Annotated in this window: 24 protein-coding genes; 17 read left to right on the forward strand and 7 right to left on the reverse strand. The window is 43.1% G+C overall.

Going from position 1 to position 24,903, the window contains the following annotated elements; translation table 11 throughout:
- Positions 1-303 precede the first annotated feature (303 nt).
- From HC752_RS07760 to HC752_RS07770, 3 genes are all read right to left on the reverse strand, one after another.
- Positions 304-2,370, reverse strand: a complete 2,067-nt coding sequence (locus HC752_RS07760) for a PAS domain-containing hybrid sensor histidine kinase/response regulator (protein WP_190334567.1) — start codon at positions 2,368-2,370, stop codon at positions 304-306.
- Entirely contained in the window at positions 2,370-3,569 is a 1,200-nt protein-coding gene (locus HC752_RS07765; RefSeq protein ID WP_190334568.1) for an FIST signal transduction protein, read from the reverse strand. The genes HC752_RS07760 and HC752_RS07765 overlap by 1 nt, the downstream gene beginning before the upstream one ends.
- A 102-nt stretch (positions 3,570-3,671) precedes the next feature.
- Positions 3,672-4,031, reverse strand: a complete 360-nt coding sequence (locus HC752_RS07770; protein WP_190334569.1) for a hypothetical protein — start codon at positions 4,029-4,031, stop codon at positions 3,672-3,674.
- A 260-nt stretch (positions 4,032-4,291) separates the two neighbouring features.
- Between HC752_RS07770 and ccoN the strand changes: the two genes are divergently transcribed.
- The 11 genes from ccoN to ttcA all read left to right on the forward strand — a co-directional run bounded on the left by ccoN (position 4,292) and on the right by ttcA (position 14,430).
- The gene (gene ccoN / locus HC752_RS07775) at positions 4,292-5,719 is read left to right on the forward strand and encodes a cytochrome-c oxidase, cbb3-type subunit I (protein ID WP_190334570.1); all 1,428 of its coding nucleotides are present in this window, start codon (positions 4,292-4,294) and stop codon (positions 5,717-5,719) included.
- A gap of 12 nt (positions 5,720-5,731) precedes the next feature.
- On the forward strand, positions 5,732-6,352 hold the full coding sequence (ccoO, locus tag HC752_RS07780; RefSeq protein WP_190334571.1) for a cytochrome-c oxidase, cbb3-type subunit II: 621 nt from the start codon (positions 5,732-5,734) through the stop codon (positions 6,350-6,352).
- Between the two features lie 10 nt (positions 6,353-6,362).
- Positions 6,363-6,536 (forward strand): cbb3-type cytochrome oxidase subunit 3, encoded by a 174-nt coding sequence (locus HC752_RS07785; protein ID WP_190334572.1) that lies wholly within the window; start codon positions 6,363-6,365, stop codon positions 6,534-6,536.
- Entirely contained in the window at positions 6,536-7,510 is a 975-nt protein-coding gene (gene ccoP / locus HC752_RS07790; protein WP_190334573.1) for a cytochrome-c oxidase, cbb3-type subunit III, read from the forward strand. Before HC752_RS07785 ends, ccoP begins: the two co-directional genes overlap by 1 nt.
- 78 nt (positions 7,511-7,588) lie before the next feature.
- Positions 7,589-8,068 (forward strand): FixH family protein, encoded by a 480-nt coding sequence (locus HC752_RS07795; RefSeq protein WP_190334574.1) that lies wholly within the window; start codon positions 7,589-7,591, stop codon positions 8,066-8,068.
- A gap of 4 nt (positions 8,069-8,072) precedes the next feature.
- Complete coding sequence (locus HC752_RS07800; RefSeq protein WP_190334575.1) at positions 8,073-10,445, forward strand: heavy metal translocating P-type ATPase; 2,373 nt, start codon at positions 8,073-8,075, stop codon at positions 10,443-10,445.
- Positions 10,438-10,626 (forward strand): cbb3-type cytochrome oxidase assembly protein CcoS, encoded by a 189-nt coding sequence (gene ccoS / locus HC752_RS07805; protein ID WP_190334576.1) that lies wholly within the window; start codon positions 10,438-10,440, stop codon positions 10,624-10,626. The genes HC752_RS07800 and ccoS overlap by 8 nt, the downstream gene beginning before the upstream one ends.
- Before the next feature lie 7 nt (positions 10,627-10,633).
- Complete coding sequence (locus HC752_RS07810) at positions 10,634-11,302, forward strand: sulfite exporter TauE/SafE family protein (protein ID WP_342029460.1); 669 nt, start codon at positions 10,634-10,636, stop codon at positions 11,300-11,302.
- A 99-nt stretch (positions 11,303-11,401) separates the two neighbouring features.
- Complete coding sequence (locus HC752_RS07815; protein WP_190334577.1) at positions 11,402-12,148, forward strand: FNR family transcription factor; 747 nt, start codon at positions 11,402-11,404, stop codon at positions 12,146-12,148.
- 156 nt (positions 12,149-12,304) lie between these two features.
- A complete protein-coding gene (uspE, locus tag HC752_RS07820) occupies positions 12,305-13,246 on the forward strand; it encodes a universal stress protein UspE (RefSeq protein WP_190334578.1) in 942 nt (313 codons plus the stop codon).
- A 254-nt stretch (positions 13,247-13,500) separates the two neighbouring features.
- Positions 13,501-14,430, forward strand: coding sequence for a tRNA 2-thiocytidine(32) synthetase TtcA (gene ttcA, locus HC752_RS07825; protein ID WP_190334579.1), 930 nt, complete (start codon positions 13,501-13,503; stop codon positions 14,428-14,430).
- A 58-nt stretch (positions 14,431-14,488) separates the two neighbouring features.
- Here the strand turns inward: ttcA and melA are convergent, their stop codons facing one another.
- On the reverse strand, positions 14,489-15,844 hold the full coding sequence (melA, locus tag HC752_RS07830; RefSeq protein ID WP_190334580.1) for an alpha-galactosidase: 1,356 nt from the start codon (positions 15,842-15,844) through the stop codon (positions 14,489-14,491).
- A 176-nt stretch (positions 15,845-16,020) separates the two neighbouring features.
- On the opposite strand from melA, the gene HC752_RS25260 reads away from it, so the two are divergent.
- Positions 16,021-16,929: a helix-turn-helix domain-containing protein gene (locus HC752_RS25260; RefSeq protein WP_202987891.1), complete on the forward strand. Its 909-nt coding sequence runs from the start codon at positions 16,021-16,023 to the stop codon at positions 16,927-16,929.
- Positions 16,930-16,956: 27 nt separating this feature from the next.
- Here HC752_RS25260 and HC752_RS07840 read toward each other — a convergent pair whose 3' ends face one another.
- From HC752_RS07840 to HC752_RS07850, 3 genes are read right to left on the reverse strand one after another with little or no spacing between them, the layout of a single operon-like run.
- The gene (locus HC752_RS07840) at positions 16,957-17,607 is read right to left on the reverse strand and encodes a DUF2987 domain-containing protein (protein WP_190334581.1); all 651 of its coding nucleotides are present in this window, start codon (positions 17,605-17,607) and stop codon (positions 16,957-16,959) included.
- Positions 17,607-18,431, reverse strand: a complete 825-nt coding sequence (locus HC752_RS07845) for a glucosaminidase domain-containing protein (RefSeq protein ID WP_190334582.1) — start codon at positions 18,429-18,431, stop codon at positions 17,607-17,609. The genes HC752_RS07840 and HC752_RS07845 overlap by 1 nt, the downstream gene beginning before the upstream one ends.
- On the reverse strand, positions 18,424-19,227 hold the full coding sequence (locus HC752_RS07850) for a hypothetical protein (RefSeq protein WP_190334583.1): 804 nt from the start codon (positions 19,225-19,227) through the stop codon (positions 18,424-18,426). The genes HC752_RS07845 and HC752_RS07850 overlap by 8 nt, the downstream gene beginning before the upstream one ends.
- 501 nt (positions 19,228-19,728) lie before the next feature.
- Here HC752_RS07850 and potA point away from each other — a divergent pair.
- The 5 genes from potA (at position 19,729) to HC752_RS07875 (ending at position 24,821) form a co-directional block, all read left to right on the forward strand.
- The gene (gene potA / locus HC752_RS07855; RefSeq protein ID WP_190334722.1) at positions 19,729-20,859 is read left to right on the forward strand and encodes a spermidine/putrescine ABC transporter ATP-binding protein PotA; all 1,131 of its coding nucleotides are present in this window, start codon (positions 19,729-19,731) and stop codon (positions 20,857-20,859) included.
- A complete protein-coding gene (gene potB / locus HC752_RS07860) occupies positions 20,834-21,709 on the forward strand; it encodes a spermidine/putrescine ABC transporter permease PotB (protein WP_190334584.1) in 876 nt (291 codons plus the stop codon). The genes potA and potB overlap by 26 nt, the downstream gene beginning before the upstream one ends.
- Entirely contained in the window at positions 21,709-22,479 is a 771-nt protein-coding gene (gene potC / locus HC752_RS07865) for a spermidine/putrescine ABC transporter permease PotC (RefSeq protein WP_190334585.1), read from the forward strand. The genes potB and potC overlap by 1 nt, the downstream gene beginning before the upstream one ends.
- 91 nt (positions 22,480-22,570) lie before the next feature.
- Entirely contained in the window at positions 22,571-23,605 is a 1,035-nt protein-coding gene (locus HC752_RS07870) for an extracellular solute-binding protein (protein ID WP_190334586.1), read from the forward strand.
- A 172-nt stretch (positions 23,606-23,777) separates the two neighbouring features.
- Positions 23,778-24,821 carry an extracellular solute-binding protein gene (locus HC752_RS07875; RefSeq protein WP_190334587.1) on the forward strand — a complete coding sequence of 348 codons (1,044 nt, stop codon included), beginning with the start codon at positions 23,778-23,780 and terminating at the stop codon, positions 24,819-24,821.
- The last annotated feature ends 82 nt before the right edge of the window (positions 24,822-24,903 follow it).

Genomic DNA, 24,903 nt, shown 5'->3' on the forward strand with positions numbered 1-24,903 from the left:
TATATTATGTTAAATACGATTTAAGCCTGCGTAAAATCTTCGCCTCTTCTTTGTGGTATTTGTGGTAGCACTGCCGAAATTCGTGCTATTTAACCATAATCCTATTTACCATAAAATAGCTAATAATCATTAATTTAATCAAAGATTAAGACATGATTATTAGCGTTACGATAAGTTCGTATTTCGAGTCTTCGCCATGTAGCTGACATGTAACGCTTTCATCGGTATCTCCTAAGAGTATTCTACCGGACAAATACAAGTATAAAGTATCTGAAGTTAAATCCACCTAATTACTTTACGGCTTTACGAGTACGCCTTTAAAATTTCTTGTATGTCTTTAGCTCGGATGGGTTTGGCGACAAATTTGTCCATGCCTGCTTCTAGACATTTGTCTTTGTCTGTCGTCATTGCGTGCGCGGTTAGTGCAATGATTGGAAGCGTCACCCCTTTTTTTCGCAAAATTTTGGTTGCCGCTAGTCCGTCCATTTCTGGCATGGAGATGTCCATAAATATAACGTCGAGTTTTTCTTGATTCGTTTCAACAAACTCTATGGCTTTTACACCGTTTGGTACGATGTGCACTTTATGCCCTAGATTCGATAACATCAATTTGATGACCATTTGGTTTGCTGGGCTGTCTTCGGCGACCATCACTTCCAAATTTTTTTGTGGCACTTTGCTATGACTGTGTTTGTTATCGATGTTCTCATCAGTTTTTATGCTACCGATCGGCAGTGTGACAGTAAACGTACTTCCCTTATTGGGTGTGCTCGAAACTTTTATATCGCCGCCCAAAAGCAAAGCTAATTGTTTTGAAATGGCTAAACCAAGACCTGTACCGCCAAACTTGCGAGTGATCGAACTGTCGGCCTGAACAAAAGGTTTGAACAGCTTTTCGATTGCTGCTTCATCCATTCCGATTCCGGTGTCTGAGACTTTAATGATCAAAGCTTGGCTATTTTGGGTTGTCACTTCTACGTTAATTTCACCAGTATGGGTGAACTTAACGGCATTCCCAACTAAGTTGAACATGATTTGAGACAATCGAGTTGCGTCTGTATGGATTTCTTCAGGTAAATCTTTACCAAGGGTTATTTTCAGCGAGAGCGATTTCTGATTTGCTAGCTCTTGGTAATGTTGAAGATTACTAGTGACAATGTCACGTATGTTGACGTTCTTAGTATCTAAGTCAAAGCTCCCCGACTCTATTTTTGATAGATCTAAGACGTCACTGATGATGGCAAGCAGCAGTTCTGCGGATGATTCCATCATTCTTAATACATCGATATTGCTTTTATCGGAACACTTGGAAAGCTGGACGTCAATAAGACCTAAAATAGCATTCAGAGGGGTTCGAATTTCATGGCTCATCATTGCAAGAAATTGAGACTTGGCGATGTTGGCTTTTTCGGATTCCATTCGAGCACGTTTTAACTCTAAGTATCTTTTCTTACTTTGCGATATGTCTTTTATCGTGCCTCTGTAGCCAAAGAACTCGCCTTCTAGATCGAATAACGGAGCCCCACTGATGCTTAGCCAGACACCTTTTTCAAGGTCATAGCACCATTCAAGATCCCGCACAGGGGATCGTGTATTCATGGCTAAAATTAAAGGGGTGAGTGCTGCATTGCTTTGAACAAGTTCGTAAATTTTTTTGTTATGAAAGTCTGTTTTAATGGCGTCAATCTGCGAGATGTAGGTGAGATGGAAATCAGCGTCGGTTTCCCATAGACAATCCCCTACACTACTGGCGAAATCTCGAAAACGCTCTCGGTTTTGTTTTAACTCATTGGTTCGTGTTGCCACGAGGGTTTGAAGCTTCTCTTTATAATCAATATCTATGACGGCCCGTTCTATCAAAGGTCGCAAGCGTGCAAGAATCCCTTTACAGTTTATACAGAACTGCCCTTTTTGCTTGCCTATAAACAAGATCACGGACTGGCTGGCTTCAGACTCGACCCCGATAAGCAGGACGGACTGAATTTGGTTTTTTAATATGGAATTGAACTGCTTAAATTGTTGAAGAGATTCTGGTTGATAGACGATGATGCTTTCGCCGCAGAGGGCACGGTTAAATTTGTCGTCGTTAGCCCACACCTTATCTTTAAAGACTTTATTGGTGCTTAATAATGTTTGGAAATTGGAATCACCCAAGTTTCTAGATAGTACGATGGCGTCTTCGAATTTGATGTACTTTCTAAGTACGCACAATAATCCGTTGAAGATTTGATGTTTATTGCTTGCGCCGGTCATCGAAGAGAGCGAAGCAAGGATAGCTCGGTTCTCATCGAGGAGTTTTTGTTCTTTTTCTTTGCTTTTTTGAAGTTCAAAAAGAGCTTCTTGCAGTTGCTCTTTGTCAAATGCGTTCATTAGGCTCTCTTGTTTTCATGGAATACAACCGACGAAATCATTAAATTTCCGTGAGCATTGATGGCGTTTTCGAATCGACCTTGTTCACCATAAGTGAATGGGCAAATAAACGGTTGTTTCTTCAAAGCTAAATGTACTTGTTCACAAACAGTGTCCATTGCACTCTCTATATGCAACATTGATCCGGCACAGAATATGTTGATGGCCCCAAGCGGCTCTCCCATGTCAATGCATGAGTCACCAGTCAGTTGAATGACACGCCCCGGCCTATTTATCAAACGCTCTTTGGAGCCTGTCATTAAATGGATGCGCTCACCTATTGCTATTTCAGTAAATAGCTCAATACCTTCGCCATTAGCGGATCGCCTAACTGGATGAGAGAGTTTGTAGATAGGTTGGTAGTCAACGCTGCCAACAATTCTACCGAGAGGGTAAAGATTTGTAGTGGCAAATAAGCTGGTTTCATCAACAATATGGTTGCCAAGTGTTGCGCACCAACTTTGATATACCTCCAATGCCGGTTGACTATCTATTTCAAGAATCGAACGGTGCTCAACTTTCGTCACCTCACCACTGATACCCGTTGTGGAGTACCCAGTATGAAACCCAGTTTCACATGGCGAAGAGGGGTAAAGGACGGAAATAGAGACCCCTTGATTAGAGATACCTTGCGACGTGAAAATTTGCCAATTACCTTTCAGCGCGTTATCTGCTGCACTGCCTCCAATTAAAGGAACCAGCGTACCAAATTCTTGATGGATAGCGTCAATAATAGATTCTTCAAAACCGGGAGTGGCGTGCAGGATAATCAAATTAGGCAACTCACCTACTCTGCCGCTGTTTACAATAGCCTTTCTCAGTGTCGCTTGTGTACTGCTTAGCGCATTTTCAACTGTGGTATCGGCAATCGCTGTACCGTAAGCCGAGATAGAAGCGCTGTCTTCAATCAACATAATACCAACTACGGGACCTCGGTGGAATCCTTCCTCAGTGAGTATTCCTTTACAGGATGTGCAGCCTTGAATAGGTGTGTTTGGAAATCGTGCTGACAAAGCCATTCGCAATGTTTCGGCTGAATACTCTTCAGTGAAATAACAAAGCACCAGAGATGGGTTGAGTTCCGATGGGATTCGCGAATTCAACTCTTGAATCACTTCTGGTACGTCTCTTTGGTGGGAAAAAGCAGTAATCAACTTCATTTTTGGGACTATGAAACAAGTGACAAGTTTTAAGTTGTTTTATACATCAATAAATCACTCATCGCACCTATTTATTACCATTTGCTCAATAAAGAGTGCCTCCTATTTTCCTTTACGAATGATCTTCACATAATCACCATTCTGTTTATTTGTAATTAAAATGTGATCGTATTTAGTACGTTCATTAAATATCCAGTTTTTTGTATTTATATCCGGATTAATAATAGTGTTATTAATGGATACGCGAAAATGTTCAGAGTCGCCTACAATATAGTTGTTATGATCGGCGAAATGTATTTCGAACGCCTGATTGTTTAATGAGAAACGACAGGTCTCAGCCATACATTTGACAATGTTACCTTGATCTTGATCAAGTGTACGCCAAGTAAATGCTGCTATTAAAATCAATAGCATGAGAACAATTTGAGCAATTCGAGCTGGCGTTAATTTTTGCGCAGGCATTGGGAGGTTTCCTCTATGTACAAACTTCAAATTTTTAACAATTAGTTGAATGACCGGAGTGTAAGTGAGGTTAATTTCCTGTCATTGAATTGTTAGTTCCAGTATAGTGGCACATTGAAAATGCCGCTTTTTTATTAAAATCGTTAAAAGGAATTAACAGTATGAAAAAACGACCATTCCTTGACCGATTTGGTGGCATTGCGACATATGTCGTGTTGGAAGTAAAAGTGTAGTTAATTAAAATATTTGGAAGCATGCAAATGAGCCAAGAAAAGCAGCTAGAACAAAACTACAACTATACAGTCGTTCGTCAGTTTACCTTAGTTACCATACTTTGGGGAATTGTCGGAATGGCTGTTGGTGTTTTGATTGCCGCTCAATTAGTCTGGCCACAGCTAAACTTTGATACGCCGTGGTTGACGTACAGTCGCTTACGTCCCCTGCATACTAATGCGGTTATTTTTGCGTTTGGTACGAGCGCACTGTTTGCAACGTCTTATTACGTTGTGCAGCGTACGTGTCAAACTCGTTTATTCGGTGGTCCACTTGTCGCCTTTACCTTCTGGGGATGGCAGGCAATTATTTTATCCGCTGCAATTACTTTACCTTTGGGTTACACCTCTGGTAAGGAATATGCAGAGTTAGAATGGCCTATCGACATCGCAATTACCCTGGTTTGGGTGGCTTATGCGGTGGTCTTCTTTGGTACGCTTATCAAGCGAAAGACCTCTCACATTTATGTGGCGAACTGGTTCTTCGGTGCCTTTATTATTACCGTAGCGGTTCTTCATATTGTAAATAGTATGGTTGTCCCAGTTTCCTTGGGTAAATCCTATTCTATTTACTCGGGTGCGGTCGACGCCATGGTTCAGTGGTGGTACGGTCACAATGCCGTAGGATTCCTTCTTACAGCTGGCTTCTTGGGAATGATGTATTACTTTGTTCCTAAACAAGCTGGGCGACCAGTTTACTCATACCGTTTATCTATCGTTCACTTTTGGGCGTTAGTTTCCCTCTATATCTGGGCTGGTCCTCACCATTTGCACTACACTGCTCTGCCTGACTGGACTCAGTCTTTAGGTATGGTGATGTCTTTGGTTTTGTTTGCTCCATCTTGGGGAGGCATGATCAACGGTATCATGACGCTTTCTGGTGCTTGGCATAAACTTCGGTACGACCCAATTCTTCGATTCTTGGTTGTTTCACTGTCTTTCTATGGTATGTCAACGTTTGAAGGTCCTATGATGGCAATCAAGACGGTTAATGCACTGTCTCATTATACCGACTGGACTATCGGTCACGTGCACTCTGGCGCATTGGGTTGGGTTGCCATGGTATCGATTGGTTCGGTATATCACTTGATTCCCAAACTGTTTGGTCAAGAGCGTATGTACTCCATTAGCCTGATCAATACGCACTTCTGGATGGCGACGATTGGTACGGTTCTGTATATCGTTGCAATGTGGATCTCTGGTGTTATGCAAGGTCTTATGTGGCGTGCGGTTAACTCAGACGGTACTCTGACTTACAGTTTCGTTGAATCTGTAGAGCAGTCTTACCCCTTCTACTTTGTTCGTTTCCTTGGTGGTTGCATTTTCTTGTCTGGCATGTTCCTTATGGCATATAACGCATATAAGACAATCACTGCCCCTAAAGACAGTCTAAAAGCTGTTGCTCAACCGGCATAAGGAAATTAACTAATGAGTTCGAATTCAAATAACCGTCATGAAATTGTTGAGAAGAACGTGGGTCTTCTTGCGATTTTGATCGTATTTGCTATCAGTCTTGGCGCTTTGGTTGAAATTACACCGTTGATTTTCCAAGAACAGACAACCAAGCCTGTTCAAAACCTGCGCCCATATACTGCGTTGGAAATGGAAGGTCGTGATATTTACATCCGTGAAGGCTGTAATGTATGTCATAGCCAGATGATTCGCCCATTCCGCTCGGAAACAGAACGTTATGGTCACTACTCTGTGGCAGGTGAGAGTGTTTGGGAACACCCTTTTCTTTGGGGTTCAAAACGTACGGGACCAGATTTGGCTCGTGTCGGTGGTCGTTACTCGGATGAATGGCATCGTGCTCACTTAATTAATCCAAGAGAGCTCGTCCCTGAATCTAACATGCCTGGCTTCCCTTGGTTGGAAGATAATGTTTTAGACGGCAAGCTGACACAAAAGAAACTGACCGTTTTCCGCGATAAATTTGGTGTTCCTTACACGGATGATCAGATCGCCAATGCAAAACAAGATGTAGAAGGTAAAACAGAGATGGATGCCATCATTGCTTACCTTCAATCTCTTGGTCACGCGATGAAGTAAGGGGGAATATATGGATATCGTTACTATTCATAGTATTTGGACCGTAGTGTTGTTCGTCAGCTTTCTCGGTATTGTGTGGTGGGCTTTTGGTAAAGGTCGAAAAACACGCTTCGACGAAGCCGCTAATCTCGTGTTTTCTGACGAACAGGATCCCTCTGACAATAAAGAAGGAGTGACCAAATAATGAGTACTTTTTGGAGCCTCTGGGTAATTACGATTACCGTAGGTACATTGCTAGGTTGTGCCGCCCTTCTTTACTGGTGTATTAAAGATAAGATGGGCGTGGAAGAAGGTGCGGACATGGGGCACGAATACGATGGTATTCGTGAACTGAATAACCCTCTTCCAAAGTGGTGGACATATTTGTTTGCGAGTACCTTTGTGTTTACCGCAATCTACTTGGCGTTATTTCCAGGTTTGGGCAACTTCAAGGGGTTATTGGGGTGGCAAAGCTCTGATCAAACGGTTACCACTGTTCAACAGTCCCGTGAGCGAATTGCTAAAGCACAGGAAGAGAAGCACCTTGATCAATATGCAAAGGAACTGAGTGATGCAGACGCCTATTTTGGCGAAGCATTCCGTAAGCTTGCCTACAATGATGCTGGTGAACTGAATGACATTACTGAAATTGCTAAAAATGAAGAAGCAATTAAAGTGGGTCAACGTTTATTTTTGCAAAACTGTTCCCAATGCCATGGTTCGGATGCTCGTGGTCAAAAAGGGTTTCCTAACCTTACTGACAATGCGTGGTTATATGGCGGAGAGCCTGCTGCCATCGTGAACACGGTTATGAACGGTCGTATTGGTGCTATGCCAGCTTGGGGTGAATCTTTTGGCGAGCAAGGCGTACGTGAAGTGGTAACTTATACGTTGAGCCTTTCGGGCCGCAAGGTGAATGCCCGTGAAGCCGAAGCAGGTAAGGTTCGTTTTGCAGCTTGTGCCGCATGTCACGGTACAGATGGCAAAGGAAACCCTGCGTTTGGTGCGCCCGACCTAACAGACCAAGTTTGGTTGTTTGGTGAAACGCGCGCTGACATCACCGAGACGGTTATGTACGGTCGTCAAGGCGTGATGCCTGCATGGAAAGACATTCTAGGTGAAGACAAGATTCAACTTGTTTCTGCTTACGTTTGGAGCTTGAGTAACTCAGGCAAATAGTGCATGTCTATACAGCCCCTCTCCAGGGGCTGTCTTTTCTATAAGTTAATTCTGATTTCTGTTATTGAGAACTTTTCTATGGTACAGCCTTGGTATAAACAATTTTGGCCGTGGTTTCTGATCGCGCTTCCAGCTACCGTCGTTGTGGCAAGCTTTGTCACACTTGGCATTTTTTCAAAAAATTCTGTTTCATTGGTTACCGAGGATTACTATAAAAAAGGCAAAGCCATCAATATTGATATCTCAAAGCAGAATGTGGCGCGAGACCTCAGTTTGTCGGCTACTGTCTCTACCAGTTCGAACCGCATTATTATTGATTTCAATAAAGGTCAGCTTGAACAATTCCCCGCTTTAGTCGTGTCATTTTCACACCGAACGTTAGCAGACAGGGATTTTTCTCATACATTGTCTGCTAATGGTTTAGGGCAGTATGTGATCAGTCTAGAGAATGAGATTGACGGTCCTTGGTTTGTTAAAGTAGAGCCGCACGATAAGAAATGGTTGATTCAAGGTAAAGTGACATTCCCATTACAATCACCAACGCAATTGGGTAATTAAATTAATGATAAAAGAGTGTTATCACTGTGGTGAAGACGTACCAGCCAACACTGATTTTAACGTTGAAATTTTAGGGCAAAAGCGTGAAATGTGCTGCCCTGGTTGCGAATCTGTCGCTCATACTATTGTTGAAAGCGGTCTTGTTTCCTACTATCAATATAGAACCGCTCCAGCCGAGAAAGCGGATCTGGTTCCTGAGCAACTGCGTAACCTCATTCACTATGACAACGAAGATGTGCAATCTGAGTTTGTCCGTCAATATGATCATCAATCAGAGGTGACACTGTCACTGGAAGGCGTATCTTGTGCTGCTTGTGCATGGTTAATTGAGAAGCAATTAATTCATCAATCTGGCGTGCTTTCTATTCGAGTGAATACCACAACGAATCGTGCCATTTTAGCATGGGATAAATCCCAAGCTAAGTTGAGTGAACTGTTGGCGACTGTACACCAATTAGGATACAAAGCCGCCCCATTCGAAGCTGACCAACAAGAAGCCTCTTATCATCGTGCGATGAAGCAGTATCTATATCGGCTTGGAATCGCTGGCTTAGCCACCATGCAGGTGATGATGTTAGCCGTCGCACTGTACTTGGAAGTGTTTGGTGACTTAGATTCAGAGTTTAAGCAATATTTCCGTGTGGTTAGCTTAATCTTTGCAACACCTGTTCTGCTGTATTCCGCACTCCCTTTTTACTTAAATGCTTGGCGCAGCTTAAAAGGACGAACGCTGGGTATGGACGTCCCTGTCTCTATCGCGCTTATTTTTGCTTATGTGGCAAGTTTAGTCGCCACAGTGACCGAGCAAGGTGAAGTCTTTTTTGAATCCATCACCATGTTTACTTTTTTCTTACTGCTTGGACGATTTTTGGAAATGCGAGCCAGAAGGAAAGCGGCGGCGGCCAGTGCCAATTTGCTGAAACTTATCCCTGCGATGGCAACGAAACTCGATGGCTCACAAGTTCCAGTTAAAACGTTAATGATCGGCGATATGGTAAGAGTTTTACCCGGCGAACACATTCCTGCAGACGGCATAATCTTAAAAGGGCGTGTACACATTGACGAGTCCATGTTAACTGGTGAATCGATTCCTGTCGTCAAAAAACAAGGAGATACGGTATTTGCTGGTACTTTGAATGGTGATGAGTCATTTGAGCTAGAAGTGAACACCAGTAAAGCAAACTCAATGATCTCTAATATTGCAAGGCTACAAGATGAAGCACAAATGTCTAAGCCAAAAATTGCTCAAGTTGCCGATGTCGTCTCTCGATACTTTGTAGCGGTAATATTAATTGTTGCTGCTTGTACTTGGGCATATTGGCATCAAACCAAACCAGAGGATGCGTTTTGGATTATGCTCGCCGTGCTTGTCGCCACTTGTCCTTGCGCTCTATCACTTGCTACCCCGACGGCCATTACTTGCGCTACCTCGCGATTGGGAAATTTGGGTATTCTCCTACGAAAAGGACATGTATTCGAAACTTTATGTAAAGTGAATCACTTAGTTGTTGATAAAACAGGTACGCTGACCGAAGGGAATATTCAGATTGATAGAACCGAAATCAACAGCCAAAGCTTTTTAGAAGAAGAATGCCTTGCGATAGCGGCCTCTCTAGAGAGCCATGCAAACCACCCCATTGCTAAAGCTTTTAAAGTGTTTGCCAACACAAAAATTGAAGTGGACCAAGTCGAAAATAAAATCGGCTTTGGTATTGTTGGCCAATACAATGGTCAACCCTGCAAAATAGGCAGTGCGATTTTTGTATTAGGGAAAGAAGTTGAATCGCAACAACCGTGCGTGTATCTCTCCATTAACGACTCTCACGTGGCGACGTTTTACTACCACGATCCTATTCGTGAGCAAAGCCAAGTGTTCATTTCCAAACTGGCAGAGGCGGGAATTAAAACGACTCTGCTTACGGGTGACTCTTTGAATAATGCCCAACCCGTTGCCAACGCGATGGGCATTGAATCTGTCGTGGCCAGCGCGAGCCCGCAAGAGAAACTTGCGTTCTTGTCAACGCTCAAGGATCACGAAGTCTCTCTGATGGTCGGTGACGGAATAAATGATGCCCCTATTCTTGCAGGTGCTCACCTATCAGTGGCGATGGGAGGAGGCGCCGATGTGGCAAAATCTTCCGCTGATATGGTGTTACTAGGAGACAGGCTCGATAAATTGATTGAAGCACGTTCTCTTGCTCTCAAAACGCGTAAAATAATTATGGAAAACCTCGCATGGTCGCTAGGATATAATTTATTGATATTGCCTTTAGCGGTAGCAGGGTTGGTGGCGCCGTATATTGCGGTTGTCGGTATGTCCGCCAGTTCAATCATCGTTGTTACCAATTCACTTAGGTTACTAAAAGAAAATGGCTAGTCTCTATATTCTGATCCCTATCGCAATATTGCTCGTCTGCTTAGCGGTGGCTGTTTTTCTATGGGCAGTAAAAAGCGAACAATTTGAAGATTTGGAGCGCCAAGGCCATAACATTTTATTTGATGAAGATGACATGAGTGAAAAGACCGCTCGAAAACCGAACGACAATAACGTTGAGTGAACTGTAAGTGACGGACTGGTTAGGGGCATTATTGATTGGAATTCTTGGCGCGGGCCATTGCATGGGAATGTGTGGTGGTATTGCCTCTGCTGTAGCGATAGGAAATTCAAGTTCCCATCGAACGTTGTTCATCACACTATTTTATAATTTGGGGCGTCTCTCCTCCTACGCGTTTACAGGGGCACTTATCGGGGGAGCCATTTCATCGATTGCCCAGTTTTCTGATTTCAACCTTGCACTGACCTACCTTCGGCTAGTTTCCGCCTTGTTCATGATTGCGCTGGCACTGTATATTGCAAAATGGTGGCAAGGTTTGTTGGTAATAGAAAAAGTGGGGCAAGGTCTTTGGAAATTTGTTTCACCTGTAGGGAAAAAACTTCTACCATTACGCTCGCCGCTTCATGCGTTTCCATTTGGTTTTTTATGGGGATGGTTGCCTTGTGGCTTAGTGTACTCAACTTTAACTTGGGCGGCGGTTTCTGGTAGTGCATTGGACGGTGCTATTATCATGTTTGCATTTGGTTTGGGTACCCTGCCTGCCATGCTATTGGTTGGCTTAAGCGCGACTAAGTTTCAAAAGTGGCAAAGAAACAGCACCTTTCGACAGTGTGGAGCACTGCTCTTGTTAGCGTACGGAGTGTATACCGGTTACAGTGCCCTCACACTACTTACATAAATTGTCACATCTCTATGTTTCTGTGCGTCTTTTTTCACTACCTTTTAGTATTAGGAAGTGGTAAAATATTGATGTATATCAAAATAGTGTTTGGGTGTTATGATTTCAAATAAGCCAGCAACAAATAGAGTTCAGTCCGGTGGATGTGCAATTCACTGTCAAGATTGTAGTATTAGCCAACTTTGTATTCCTTTCACTCTCAATGAATCCGAGCTTGATCAATTAGATGAAATCATTGAAAGAAAGAAACCGATCCAGAAAGGTCAAGAGATTTTCAAAGCGGGTGATGAACTAAAATCACTGTATGCAATACGCTCCGGAACCATCAAAAGTTACACTATTACTGAACAAGGCGATGAGCAGATCACTGCGTTCCACCTTGCCGGTGATTTGGTTGGTTTTGATGCCATTAACGACAACTCTCACCCTAGTTTCGCTCAGGCACTTGAAACATCGATGGTATGTGAGATCCCATATGAAACGTTAGACGATTTATCGGGTAAAATGCCTAAACTTCGTCAGCAGATAATGCGCCTAATGAGTAATGAAATTAAAGGCGATCAGGAAATGATTCTGCTTCTCTCTAAGAAGAATGCTGAAGAAAGGCTTGCCGCATTTTTATACAACCTTTCTACTCGTTTCTCTCAACGCGGATTCAGCCCTAGAGAGTTTCGTTTAACAATGACTCGCGGCGATATCGGTAATTATTTGGGCTTAACAGTTGAAACCATTAGCCGTTTGTTAGGGCGTTTTCAAAAGGCGGATATGCTTAGCGTAAAAGGCAAATATATTACGATTTTGGATCACGATGCGATGAAAGAACTTGCTGGCGTATCAAGTGATTAATCCTACGGTTGGGCTATAGTTTCCTCTTAGTGGCTCAGTTCTGAGCCACTTCATATTTCTCTCTTATATATTCCAGTTTTCCTAAAAATCTTTGCTCATTTAAGCTACAGTTATCTTAAGATTAGCCTCTAACCTTTTGGTTTCTAAGGAGCTGTTATGAGTATTTATAACAAGATTCTCGTCGTTGCAGATGTCAATAATGACCAGCAACCAGCGCTAGCCAGAGCAATTCAACTGAGCGAAAGCAGTCGCTCGGAAAGCCATATTACTTTCTTCCTTTCTATTTATGATTTCTCTTATGAAATGACATCAATGCTATCGATGGACGAAAGAGATGCAATGCGACGTGGCGTGATTCAGCAGCGAGAAGCTTGGATGGAAGAAGTCGCGCAACCTTACCTAAACGATTCGGTGAAGTTTGATATTAAGGTGGTTTGGCATAATCGTCCTTATGAAGCCATCATTGGTGAAGTGTTTGCTGGATCTCATGAAATCGTAGTGAAAGCGACCCGAAAGCATGATGTGCTTGAATCCGTGATCTTTACACCGACAGATTGGCATATTTTGCGTAAGTGCCCTTGCCCTGTCCTTCTAGTCAAAAATCATGATTGGCCCATAAATGGTAATGTAGTGGCTTCAGTGCATGTTGCTTCGGAAAACCCTACTCACCAAGATTTAAACGATACGATGGTGGAGCAACTGCAAGATATTAGTCGACGGCTGAACGCAAAATTCACACTGGTAAACGCTTACCCTGTCACACCGACAAATATCACCATAGAATTACCCGAGTTTGATCCGACCACTTACAGCGATGCAGTTCGGGGGCATCACCTAACGGCAATGAAAGCGCTACGACAAAAACATGGTATTGATGAAAGTGATACTCGAGTTAAGCAAGGTTTGCCTGAAGAAGTTATCCCCAAAATAGTAGACGAGCTTGACGTTGGTCTTGTCATTTTAGGCACAACGGGCAGAACGGGTTTATCTGCCGTATTCATTGGCAATACCGCTGAGCACGTCATAGATAAGATTAACTGTGATGTGCTGGCTTTAAAACCCAGTGGCTACATTAGCCCGCTCGACCCAAACCAGTGAGTGCTAACTGAATTTTCACCGACGTATTTTGTCGGTGCAGTGAAGTCAGTGTCAGATCCAAATATAATTTGAATTCCGTACCTTATGATGACTGGGGTATGTAAACAGGCAAGCATCGGCTTGCCTGTTTCGTTTGTCTGAGCAAGTGATTTAATCACCACCGTGAATAGCACTTAAAATACTGGTATCTATCTTGGATATCCGTATTATACGCACTTCAAATTATTGTCGGAATAACAACAGAAAAGCGGGATATGACTGAGCAAAGTAACGAGCGCACAAAAGCTCAACAATACAACTTTAACAAGTTGCAAAAACGCATTCGTCGCAACACTGGAAATGCCATCAAAGACTTCAATATGATTGAAGAAGGTGATCGCATTATGGTGTGCTTGTCAGGTGGTAAAGACAGTTTTACGATGCTCGACATTTTAATGAGTTTGCAAAAAAGTGCCCCAGTTAACTTTGAGCTGGTTGCCGTTAACCTCGATCAAAAACAACCGGGTTTTCCGAACCATATCTTGCCTGATTATTTAGAAGGCTTAGGGGTTGAATATAAGATCGTTGAAGAAGATACTTATTCGATCGTTAAAGACAAAGTGCCTGAAGGAAAAACAACGTGTTCGCTCTGCTCACGTCTACGCCGTGGTATTTTGTATCGCACAGCGAAAGAGCTAGGCGCAACCAAGATCGCTTTAGGTCATCATAGAGACGATATTCTTGAAACCATGTTCCTAAATATGTTCTACGGTGGAAAGATCAAAGGCATGCCACCTAAACTGGTGTCTGACAATGGTGAACACGTCGTTATTCGTCCACTGGCCTACTGCCGCGAGAAAGACATCATCAAATATTCAGATATGCGTGAATACCCTATCATTCCATGCAATCTGTGCGGTTCTCAGCCTAACCTTCAACGTCAGAACGTTAAGCAGATGCTGAATACTTGGGATAAGCAATTCCCTGGACGCATCGAGACCATGTTTACCGCGATGCAAAACGTTGTGCCTAGCCATCTAGCCGATTTCGAATTGTTTGACTTCAAATCAATCAACCGCGATTCTGGTGTGATCAATGGTGGCGACATTGGCTTTGACAAAGAAGATATGCCTACCGCTCCGCAGAATAATGAAGATGCCATAGAGTTTGACCCTAAACTGCAGCTAGATGTGACCAATATTTAGTTTGAAGCGCCATTGAATAGCAGGGGCTCATTTTGAACCCCCTTTTTATGGGGTCTCTTTATTTTCTCGCCCATTCAGGTAACCAATCGCCGTGAGCCACTCTGAGTTCGTCGACTAATTGCCATATCTGGTCTAAATCCAATTCAGCCGCAGTATGTGGGTCCATCATCGCGGCATGGTAAATATGCTCGGGATTTTCTGTCATCAACGCTTCAACGACGAGCGATTGAACGTTTACACTACTTTGAATTATGGCGTTAAGCTGTGGTGGTAGGCTTCCTATTTTGGTGGGTTGAATCCCCACAGCATTGACCAAGCAAGGGACTTCTACAGCGCAGCCTTGAGGAAGCGAATCAATTAAGCCATGATTCGGAACATTCCCGTAGATGACTTCAGGAACATTGGTCCATGCTGCATTAATAATGGCTGAGGCATATTCGTTACTTTTTATCAGGTCAATACTGTTTTCAGACAGCAGTTTTTGGGATTGCTCCTGCCATTGCTCAATTTGTTCAATGCATCGTTTTGGGTATTCGTCTATTGGGATCTCAAATTTTTCAATGAGATCATCCCTACCCGACTTAATAAACCATGGTGTATATTCCGCAAAATGCTCGGAACTTTCGGTCACAAAATATCCCGTACGCTTCAGCATTTCATAACGGACAATATTTTTGCAACGTGGCATCTCTTGGCTCTCCGGTCTCGGATACACGCCCGACTCGTAACCTTCAAGCAATTTTGGATACAAATCGGCGTATTCGCCACTCTCTAAACGCTCTTCAAGGGTCAGGAAAAATGCAATGTGATTGATGCCCGCGCAGCGGTATCGAATATTCTCTAGCGGTATTTGTAAGTCAGATGCCAAAGCCTCGGAGGTATGTTGAACAGAGTGACAAAGCCCAACTTGCTTAATTTGTGGGTACTTCTCAGCAATCGCCCATGTATTGATTGCCATTGGGTTTACGTACTGAAGAAGTAACGCATTTGGGCACACTTCAAGCATATCCTCACAGACTGACCACAGGTGAGGTACAGTACGCAAGCCTCGCATGATGCCACCAATTCCTAATGTATCTGCGATGGTTTGGTCAAGCCCAAATTTTTTAGGAATGTCAAAATCGGTCACAGTACAAGGTTCATAGCCGCCTATCTGAAAAGCAACGATCACAAAATCAGCACCATCTAAGGCTTCTTTCTGGTTGAGATGAGCCGAAAAAGTCGCATCACATTTCAGTGTGAACACCATTCTTTCAGCAACAACTTTCGACTCACTGAGGCGGGTTTTATCGATATCCATTAAGGCTATGTGAGCGCCTTGTAATCGGTCGCGTTGTAAAATATCGCCCACCACGTTTTTCATAAAAACCGTAGATCCGGCACCAATAAAAGTGATTTTTGGGTAATTTTTCACCGTGGTCATCCTTGTACATGTAGGTATACCTCGATTATTGGTTATCGAACTTACAGATACTTCCTAAATTACAAACAAAACTTCCAGAAAGTAACATTATCCTTGCTGATAAGCTGAATAAGTAGCACAGTGTCATTAGGATTATTGTTAGTTCTCAACTGAGTAGGTTTTATTTAGTGAAACAGTCGACCCCTTCCCATGAATATTCCAGCACCTACCGGGTGGAAGATCCTGATTATCCAAAAGATTGTGGAATAGTGGTTGAAGATATCAAACCACGAGCCTTTGAAGTGTCTTACTATCATCATCATGCCTCTATCGAAATGAACTATTTGCATGATGGTTCAATGACCTACTCCTTTTCGGGAAAAGAAGTTAAATTAAAGAGTGGCTGTTTTACTCTATTTTGGGGCGCAAACCCTCATCGAGTGGTGTCTGTTGACGGGGCAACTCGAATAACAAACGTATACATATCGTTGTCTCAATTACTGCAATGGTCACTTCCCCCTGAGTTTGTTGATGCGTTGTTAAGTGGATCCGTGGTATCCACACAAGAACCTAAATCGCTTGATCTTCATCTTGTACGGCGCTGGGCGGAGGAACAAAACCGAAATGCAAATTGGCGAAGGCTACACGGGCTAGAAGTCGAGTCTCGATTGTTACGTCTTGCCCATGAAGGGTGGCATACAATGTTACATCGTAACAAAGTTGATAGTGAAACCATTGTTGGGGGAAAAGCCATTCTTCACTTCGAATCCATGTTGCGGTTTATCAGTGAGCACTTTTCATCCCCCATTGGTTTGCAAGACGTTGCGCAGGATATTGGGGTATCTAAAGGTTATGCTATGACTCTTTTTCGCAAGTTGCTTGGTAAAACCATCAAAGAGCACCTTACCGATCTTAGGATGTACCATGCAAAAATGCTGTTGGCGGAATCGGATACAAAAATTGTAGCAATAGCGTTAGACAGCGGTTTTGGTTCGCTCTCTGCTTTCTATGACGCCTTTCAAAAGCAGGAAGGAATATCACCAGCCGCCTTCAGGAAGAAAAGCATGGTAGGACAGAGATTCCACTCCAACTCGTAAGCTGGAGTGAATATACTCTTAACTTAACTAATCTGCTTTAGGAAGGTAAGGCAATACTCTTGTGGTTTGCACTGGTAAAGTCAGACTTTCCCCTTTCTCGAGGTTGTTCAGCGCTAGGTATGCTCTGCCATTGGCTATCTCAACCGTTTTACCATTAGAAAGTTTAATTTCACTATTGAGGTTATTAGCAAACTCCAACGTTACGCCCTCGACATCTGGAGTAAACCAGCTCGAAAACATGCCGCCTAAATCTTCCAACATAACTTGCATTTGAGGCAGCAACCTTTCAATGTCTTCGTATTTTACTGACCCACTAAGCTGCTCTTTTGTCATGACAACCAAAGAAAAATCACATCGTTTGTCTTTTTCCGTACGAACAAAAACCAAAGGATTCGCGGATTTTAAATTCTGATCGATGGGCACTTTTAATTCATAACCTGAGGTATCAAACTCTTCGTAATGCTCTTCTTTTTCCATCCACGCTTTTTCGAGTCGGCAAAGCTGTTTGGAATCAGCGTCGACAAAGAATAGACCAACTTTTACATCATCGTGCCCTTCACTCGCGTTACTCTTCATTTGAGAGTACAACTTCGAATAAGTAAACATGTATTCTTGTGCTTGAAGCGGCAATGCCAAACCTAATGAAACAGAGAAAGCAATTAGAGAAGTAATTTTCATTATTGAATTCCGAACTCAGACCAATATTTATTGTTGTGGCGGATCATAGCTTGTAATTCATCAACATAGGCTTGACCACGCTCAGAATAGTGACTTAATCCTTGTATTAATGCGAGTGCTGCCTTCTCACTTTGCAGATCTTGTCCTGATTGTTCAAGTTGTGAACGAATGGTGCGAAGTTCCCTGTATGCTCGGTTGCGGTTTACGTTCATAAAGTAAGCGAAAACCGAATCCTGAACAGAACCAAATGTTGCCACCTCGTGGGTCGCATCATTATTTCGTCTTAGTGGCACAAGCCCACAACCTTTTCGATAGCACCACTGGCCAAAAAAATTGTTCGCTTGAGTCGCGAAACGAGATGTTCCCCAAGCAGATTCATTGGCAGCTTGTGTTAACACAAGACTAGGAGGAAGGACATTAACACGCAGCAACATCGAGTTAAGCCAATCTTCAGTCATGCCTTCTGAAGGAATGTCGTAGTGATAATCTTTTGCTAATTTTCTTGCTCGCTTCATATGGCTTGCTGTATTACGGAATGCACTCTCTTGATGTTTCATAGAAAGTAAAAACAAGCGTTCTTGCGACACACGATGGTTTTCTATCGCAATGGCAGAGTTCAAAAAACCAAAAAACGTCAACTTCCTTTCGTTCACATTGGTTATCGCGGCGAAATTGGGCTTTACTCCAACGGTTGGTAAACGCTTTGATACACGATTATCAGCTCTAACACTGGATTCGATTTTGGGATCTTTTTCCAAGAGTGGAATCAAAAACGCTGCGGCAAAAAAAGCAGCAGCGGCAAGTTTAAAAAGGAGTTTAAGCATCAAACGTACCGGCGTTATCTGAACCTTGTTGAGGTTTAGCAGGAATGTCTGAAGCCACAATTTTAAGTTGAATCCCGAACATATTGCGATACAAAATGCCTTTTACATGGAAGAAAAAAGGCACAACAAAAATCAGACCGATGCCGTAAAAAAGCACGGCAACAAAGAACATAAAGCCAACCACAAGATAAATGCCAAAGATTGGAAATAATTTTTTGTTTACGGCTCTAAAAGACAACAGCAAAGATTGCATCGGCGGAACGCGTTTCTCACAGATAAGCAAAATAGAGTGGCTAAATGCAATCGTTAGATAAATAGAAAGAAACGGCAGCAACTGCCCGATAACGCCTTGCAACAGAAGGCTAAACATCGTTGCGAGAATGATAGGGACAGTGTACTGGAGCCCTTTAGCCATATGGCGCCATTTAGTGCGTAAGCCAGCCGAGTGGCTCATCGCCATCAAACTGATCCCTGCATAAAGCGGCGCACTGATTAACTCATAGCTAAAATTGGCAAAAAAAAGAGACTGAAATATTTGAGGATCAGCCTCTTGAGGATTGTGCACCAATGTGAGCAAAATGGTTGGATCACCCAGCTGCATTTTTAAGGCGATAAAGAAGATTACCGCTTGTATTGCAATCAAAGCGACAATCGCGGGCGAAAATGAAAAGAAGTTTTTCATTGTGTACTTCCAAGCTTCTTGAATCACTTCGCCTGGTTTAAGTTCGTATTGACCGGAAAGAGCCTGTTCGATACTCCCCCCTAAGTTGAAATCTTTTACTATTTCATTATTCATATGTACTTCCGGGTCAAAAGTGTGACCAAATAACGTCTTCAGTATTCATGTCACCCACTCGTTGGTGAGTGCTGAAACATACGCTGATTATACGTGGGAGTTGCACCGTCTTAAAAGCAAGATGACAACATCTATTTAATTTTAGAATCAATTGCCTAATAATTGCACATTCTTGTTCACTCTTTTATGCAGATTCCATAAAAACATGAAAGGTCCAGCGGTATTTGGCTGTGATTTCAAATAACGAGGTTCAGAAATTCACATGTCTGAAGACAGTGTTTTCTTTTCAGGTAGGGTATCGAGTGGACTATTGTATGAGGACGTGAATATGCTCTGAAAAACTGGATAAAAAGCGTACGAAGAACCGCAAAGTAAACAACGCATTTTATTACCGAAAAAACTTGGTTTTTTTATAAGAAAATACTTTGAGAACACCCCAGAGAGGCATATGATGCGCTCCCTACTCCATCAACGTTCTGGGTGTGCCAGTACTGGCTTTTAATAGGAGAAATACAGACATTGAAAAAGCCAACTCATGTTGTTCAGTTAGCGTCCATTGAAAAAAGCTTCGATGGCAAAAAAGTCATAAATGGATTCAACTTAAACGTGAATCACGGTGAATTCCTGACCATTTTAGGTCCTTCTGGCTGTGGTAAAACAACGGTTTTAAGAATGATTGCGGGCTTTGAAACCTGCGATCAGGGAAGCATCCAAATTGATGGTGTGGACGTAACGGCAATACCCGCAGAACAACGGCACGTAAATACGGTATTTCAAAGTTATGCGCTGTTCCCCCACATGACCGTGTTTGACAACGTTGCGTTTGGGCTACGTATGCAAAAAGTGCCAGTTTCGGATATCGAACCAAGAGTGACTGAGGCATTGAAAATGGTTCGCTTGGATCATATGGCCACACGCAAACCGCATCAGCTTTCGGGTGGACAGCAGCAACGTATAGCGATGGCACGCGCTGTCGTCAATAAACCGAAAGTGCTTTTGTTAGACGAGTCCTTGTCTGCGTTAGATTACAAACTGCGTAAACAAATGCAGGTTGAGTTAAAACAGCTTCAGCGTCAATTAGGCATTACGTTTGTCTTTGTTACGCATGATCAAGAAGAAGCGTTATCCATGTCTGATCGAATCATCGTGATGAAAGACGGAAAAATCGAACAAGACGGTTCGCCACGTGAGATATACGAAGAACCAAAAAACCTGTTCGTTGCTAAGTTTATTGGCGAAATCAACGTGTTTGATGCAGAAGTGATCGAACGCATCGATGACATACGAATTAAAGCGACGATAGAAGGTGTGGAGTCGGTCATTTACTACGATCAGGTCGTGGCAACTGGCGACAAGCTCCAAGTGCTGCTTCGCCCTGAAGACTTAAGACTGGAAGAAATCAAAGAAAATGAATCGAAAGGCATTGTCGGGCACGTAATAGACCGAACCTACAAAGGGATGACACTGGATTCTGTTGTTGAACTAGAGTCCGGCATGCGTGTGATGGTGAGCGAGTTCTTTAATGAAGATGATCCAGATGTGGATCACTCATTGGGGCAAAAAGTCGCCGTAACTTGGGTTGAAAGCTGGGAAGTGGTACTGGCAGATGAACAAGAAACTGAATTGGCATAACGCTCTAAATTTACAAAATGTGATCATCGGTCTGATTGTAGGATGGCTGGCCATTTTTGTGCTGATTCCAAATGTCATGATTATTGGAACCAGCTTTTTAACGCGTGATGAAGTCAACCTTATCGAGATGACCTTCACACTGGAAAATTACGCCCGCTTGGCGGATCCACTTTACCTAAAGGTATTATGGCATTCGTTCTACATGGCGATTGTTGCGACACTACTGTGTTTAGTGATTGGCTACCCGTTTGCGTACATCGTGGCAAAAATGCCCGAGAAATGGCGTCCATTTATGCTGTTTCTAGTCATTGTGCCATTTTGGACCAATTCATTGATTCGCACATACGGTTTGAAAATTGTGCTAGGTACACAGGGGATCTTAAATAACAGCTTGTTAGCGCTGGACATTATCGATAAGCCCATTCGTATTATGTACACCGAATCTGCGGTGATGATTGGTTTGGTATACATCCTACTGCCCTTTATGATTTTGCCTTTGTATTCCGCGATCGAAAAGCTGGATGATACCTATTTAGAAGCAGCGCGAGATCTTGGCGCGAACAAGTTACAAACGTTGTTAAAAGTCGTATTGCCCTTGACCATGCCGGGCATCATTGGTGGCTGCTTATTGGTCCTGCTTCCTGCATTAGGGATGTTTTACATATCTGACTTACTCGGCGGGGCGAAGAACCTTCTGATCGGAAACGTCATCAAGAGCCAGGTACTCAATGCGCGTGATTGGCCATTTGGTGCTGCCACCAGTATCGCGTTAACCGTCGCCATGGCGATAATGCTGTATGCCTACTATAGGGCGGGGAAACTCTTGAATAAGAAAGTGGAGCTAAGCTGATGGGCAAGTCGATTAAGTTTAGCTTTATGACCTTGGTGTATGCGTTTTTGTATTTACCAATCATTGTGTTGATCGTTAACTCCTTCAATGCCAGTAAGTTTGGTATGAAATGGGGTGGCTTCACCACAAAATGGTACGAAGCGCTAGTGAACAACGACAGCTTGATGCAAGCAGCTTGGCACTCGCTGAACGTTGCCGTATTCAGCGCAACGGCAGCCACAATGATTGGAAGCCTCACGGCCGTTGCCCTATTCCGTTACCGCTTTAAAGGAAAAGGGATGGTGAATGGGTTGCTGTTCATTGTAATGATGTCGCCAGACATTGTGATGGCGATTTCATTGCTGGCACTGTTTTTAGTCATTGGTGTGCAATTGGGTTTCTTAACCCTATTTTTTGCGCACATCACTTTTTGTTTGCCATTTGTGGTTGTTACCGTGTATTCACGTTTGAATGGCTTTGATGTAAAAATGCTCGAAGCGGCGAAAGATCTCGGCGCAAGCGAATGGGTGATCCTAAAGCAAATCATCCTACCTCTGGCGAAACCAGCGGTCGCGGCAGGCTGGTTACTGAGCTTTACCTTGTCTTTGGATGACGTCATCATCAGCTCATTCGTCACTGGTCCAACGTACGAAATCCTACCATTGAAGATTTACTCAATGGTGAAGGTCGGCATCTCGCCAGAAGTCAATGCTCTGGCAACGTTGATGTTGGTGGTCTCTCTTGTGCTGGTTGTGATTTCACAATTGCTCGCAAGAGAAAAAGTGAAATAAATTGAGGTGAAAACACCTCGGTTTAAACATTCGGCAGCGCAGAATAAGACTGCGCTGTCTTCTTATTCCGTTTAGTTTGGAGCTAACGTTAATGAAAAAATGGGCTACTTTTTTAGCTGGTAGTGCATGTGCGCTTTCTTTACTGACTCAATCAGTGCAAGCGGACGAAAATAAAGAATTGGTATTCATGAATTGGGGGCCCTACATTTCCAGCGACCTCTTAAAGCAGTTTACCGATGAAACTGGCATCAAGGTGATTTATTCGACCTACGAATCGAATGAGACCTTGTATGCCAAGCTGAAAACTCACAACAAAGGTTATGACCTAGTGGTTCCGTCGACGTACTTTATATCCAAAATGCGCGACGAAGGTATGTTACAGAAAATTGATAAATCTAAGTTAACCAACTTCAACAAACTGGATACTAATTACCTAGACAAACCTTACGATCCAAACAACGAATACTCGATTCCTCATGTAATAGGAATTACGGGGTTAGCGGTGAATACCGATATGTATGATGCAAGCCAGTTCACTAGTTGGAGCGACCTATGGAATTCCGATCTTAAAGGTCAGTTGATGCTGATGGATGACACCCGTGAAGTGTTCCATATCGCACTACGCAAACTGGGTTATTCCGGTAATACCACCGATGAAAAGCAAATTGACGAAGCGTATGCAGAATTGCAAAAACTGATGCCAAATGTGCTTGTATTCAACTCCGATAACCCAGCCGCACCTTACCTTTCTGGCGAGGTTGGCGTAGGAATGCTCTGGAATGGGTCTGCTGCTGCGGCGCAGGCTGAAGGCTTACCGTTGGAGCTTGTCTTCCCGAAAGAAGGGGGGATTGGCTGGGTGGATAACTTTGCTATATCTTCCGGTGCAGCAAATGTCGATGCCGCTCATAAGATGATCGACTTCCTGCTTCGTCCTGAAATCGCAGAGCGAATCTCGAAGAACGCTGGCTATTTGACGGCGGTAAAAGAGTCTAACGAAAAATTTAAAGATGTGTCGCCACTCTTCCCTTCTCAAGAGGATTTAAACCGAGTGGAATGGCAAGCTGCGGTTGGCGATAAAACCGTGAAGTACGAAGAGTACTTTATGAAGCTAAAAGCGGGTTTATAACCTATCATTTAAACGATCTTAAAGGGCAATGTCGGTTGCCCTTTTTCTTTTCCATTTTTCATAAACTGGAGTACAATTCTGCCACCTAATTGTGAGAGATTGGGCGCAGAAGTAGAAAGGTAGCCTACACCATGTGCTATAACGCTCTCCCACTAACAGATAAAGGGAAACAATGAAAAATTACTCTAAACTGTTTGCTGGTCTAATCAGTGCTGCATCCATCATTTCTTTTAACGCTTATGCTGCAGACAAAGAACTGTACTTTTACAATTGGTCAGAATACATTCCGAGTGGTGTTCTAGAAGACTTTACCAAAGAAACGGGCATCAAAGTTATCTATTCAACCTACGAGTCTAACGAGAGCATGTACGCGAAGTTAAAGACTCAGGGTTCTGGTTACGATTTGGTTGTGCCTTCAACGTATTTTGTGTCGAAAATGCGTAAAGAGAAGATGTTGCAAAAAATCGATAAGCAGAAGCTTTCTCACTTCGCAGATCTCGATCCTAATTATCTAAATAAATCGTTTGATCCAAACAACGACTATTCCATCCCTTACATTTGGGGGGCAACTGGTATTGGTGTCAACTCCGACATGTTAGATAAGTCGAAGATCAGCAGCTGGAATGATTTTTGGGATCCCAAATGGGAAGGTCAGCTGATGATGATGGACGACTCTCGCGAAGTCTTTCACATTGCGTTAACTAAGCTGGGTTACTCCGCGAACACCACCAACCCTGATGAAATCAAAGCGGCATATGAAGAGTTGAAAAAGCTGATGCCAAATGTGCTGGTGTTCAACTCAGACTTCCCTGCCAATCCTTATTTAGCAGGTGAAACGTCTTTAGGCATGCTGTGGAACGGTTCAGCTTACTCAGCCCGTCAAGAAGGTGCAGCCATTGATATCGTTTGGCCAGCAAAAGGCACTATCTTTTGGATGGACAGCTTAGCGATTCCATCTGGTGCGAAGAATATCGACGCTGCACATAAGATGATCAATTTCCTTCTTCGTCCCGAGAACGCTGCAAAAATTGCCGTTGAAATTGGTTACCCTACGCCTGTCAAAACAGCTTATCCGCTGTTGCCTAAAGAATTTGCAAATGACCCGAGTATTTTCCCACCTCAGGAGGTGATGGAAAAAGGGGAATGGCAAGATGAAGTAGGCGAAGCAAGCACACTCTATGAAGAGTACTTCCAAAAGCTCAAAGTCAATATGTAAGATTTGTTCAATAAGAAAGCGGGCGTTGTCCCGCTTTTTTGTGGCTTGTTGAATGGGGTTATTCTTCAAATATCACGCGGTT

The sequence above is a fragment of the Vibrio sp. S9_S30 genome (genome assembly GCF_014694455.1).
Lineage (GTDB): Bacteria > Pseudomonadota > Gammaproteobacteria > Enterobacterales > Vibrionaceae > Vibrio.

Excerpts from the sequence above, each read along its gene's own strand:
- ccoP (WP_190334573.1), top strand. The coding sequence starts at position 6,536 with ATGAGTACTTTTTGGAGCCTCTGGGTAATTACGATTACCGTAGGTACA.
- HC752_RS07760 (WP_190334567.1), bottom strand. The coding sequence starts at position 2,370 with ATGAACGCATTTGACAAAGAGCAACTGCAAGAAGCTCTTTTTGAACTT.
- uspE (WP_190334578.1), top strand. The coding sequence starts at position 12,305 with ATGAGTATTTATAACAAGATTCTCGTCGTTGCAGATGTCAATAATGAC.
- ttcA (WP_190334579.1), top strand. The coding sequence starts at position 13,501 with ATGACTGAGCAAAGTAACGAGCGCACAAAAGCTCAACAATACAACTTT.
- HC752_RS07845 (WP_190334582.1), bottom strand. The coding sequence starts at position 18,431 with ATGCTTAAACTCCTTTTTAAACTTGCCGCTGCTGCTTTTTTTGCCGCA.
- HC752_RS07840 (WP_190334581.1), bottom strand. The coding sequence starts at position 17,607 with ATGAAAATTACTTCTCTAATTGCTTTCTCTGTTTCATTAGGTTTGGCA.
- HC752_RS07850 (WP_190334583.1), bottom strand. The coding sequence starts at position 19,227 with ATGAATAATGAAATAGTAAAAGATTTCAACTTAGGGGGGAGTATCGAA.
- HC752_RS07800 (WP_190334575.1), top strand. The coding sequence starts at position 8,073 with ATGATAAAAGAGTGTTATCACTGTGGTGAAGACGTACCAGCCAACACT.
- potB (WP_190334584.1), top strand. The coding sequence starts at position 20,834 with ATGAACAAGAAACTGAATTGGCATAACGCTCTAAATTTACAAAATGTG.
- HC752_RS07765 (WP_190334568.1), bottom strand. The coding sequence starts at position 3,569 with ATGAAGTTGATTACTGCTTTTTCCCACCAAAGAGACGTACCAGAAGTG.
- HC752_RS07785 (WP_190334572.1), top strand. The coding sequence starts at position 6,363 with ATGGATATCGTTACTATTCATAGTATTTGGACCGTAGTGTTGTTCGTC.
- HC752_RS07870 (WP_190334586.1), top strand. The coding sequence starts at position 22,571 with ATGAAAAAATGGGCTACTTTTTTAGCTGGTAGTGCATGTGCGCTTTCT.
- ccoS (WP_190334576.1), top strand. The coding sequence starts at position 10,438 with ATGGCTAGTCTCTATATTCTGATCCCTATCGCAATATTGCTCGTCTGC.
- ccoN (WP_190334570.1), top strand. The coding sequence starts at position 4,292 with ATGAGCCAAGAAAAGCAGCTAGAACAAAACTACAACTATACAGTCGTT.
- HC752_RS07875 (WP_190334587.1), top strand. The coding sequence starts at position 23,778 with ATGAAAAATTACTCTAAACTGTTTGCTGGTCTAATCAGTGCTGCATCC.
- potC (WP_190334585.1), top strand. The coding sequence starts at position 21,709 with ATGGGCAAGTCGATTAAGTTTAGCTTTATGACCTTGGTGTATGCGTTT.
- HC752_RS07815 (WP_190334577.1), top strand. The coding sequence starts at position 11,402 with ATGATTTCAAATAAGCCAGCAACAAATAGAGTTCAGTCCGGTGGATGT.
- ccoO (WP_190334571.1), top strand. The coding sequence starts at position 5,732 with ATGAGTTCGAATTCAAATAACCGTCATGAAATTGTTGAGAAGAACGTG.
- HC752_RS07795 (WP_190334574.1), top strand. The coding sequence starts at position 7,589 with ATGGTACAGCCTTGGTATAAACAATTTTGGCCGTGGTTTCTGATCGCG.
- HC752_RS07770 (WP_190334569.1), bottom strand. The coding sequence starts at position 4,031 with ATGCCTGCGCAAAAATTAACGCCAGCTCGAATTGCTCAAATTGTTCTC.